Source organism: Bacillus sp. P4_D3, from assembly GCF_056401855.1.
Map to the genome: position 1 here is coordinate 1 of NZ_JBFUIN010001236.1, position 634 is coordinate 634.

Annotated in this window: 1 protein-coding gene; it reads left to right on the forward strand. The window is 32.0% G+C overall.

Features of this window, described 5'->3' with window-relative positions; all coding sequences use genetic code 11:
- Positions 1–234 precede the first annotated feature (234 nt).
- The coding region (locus tag AC1DTM_RS30530; RefSeq protein WP_477001710.1) for a DUF6944 family repetitive protein at positions 235–634 on the forward strand (400 nt) is incomplete at its 3' end.

Below are 634 nucleotides of genomic sequence, written 5' to 3' on the forward strand. Positions count from 1 at the left end.
ACGTAGAACGATTTGCATTTTTTCATCAGCTGTAAATTTAGCCATAGAAAAACTGCACCTCCAGTTGTTAGACTGTGTCTAACAACTGGGGTGCAGTTCACTGAAAGGTGCTCTTTTTTATTATTAGTACATTATGTGATGCACAAAATTACATATGAAAAATAAAATAATGAATTAAAGGTGATATTTGTTTATTTCGAATGTACTAGAAAATTTTAATATAGGTGATGGGAAATGAACCTACGCGATTTAGAATTGACAGGGGCATGGTTTCAAGTAGGAGGAAATCTTATAGCAGCTATTGGAACAACTAGAGGGTTTGCAGGAGAAGAAAAGATTGAGTCGGATCTTGTTATTGTAGGGAGTTCATTACAAGCCCTAGGATATATATTACAAATTATAGCAACTATTGATGTGAAAGATGAAGATAAATGTGAGAAGCAAGATGTAACTATAGATAATAAAAATAAAGCGCTAGCGAAAACGGGGATTGAGTTATTAGCTTTAGGTAATATTTCTAATGTAATAGGAACGTATTTTAATCTAAATGAACAAATAAAAGAAAATGATTTCCTTATAATTACTGGAAATAGTTTGCAATCAATTGGAGCTTTTTTAGGAGTAGAAGTAGCAT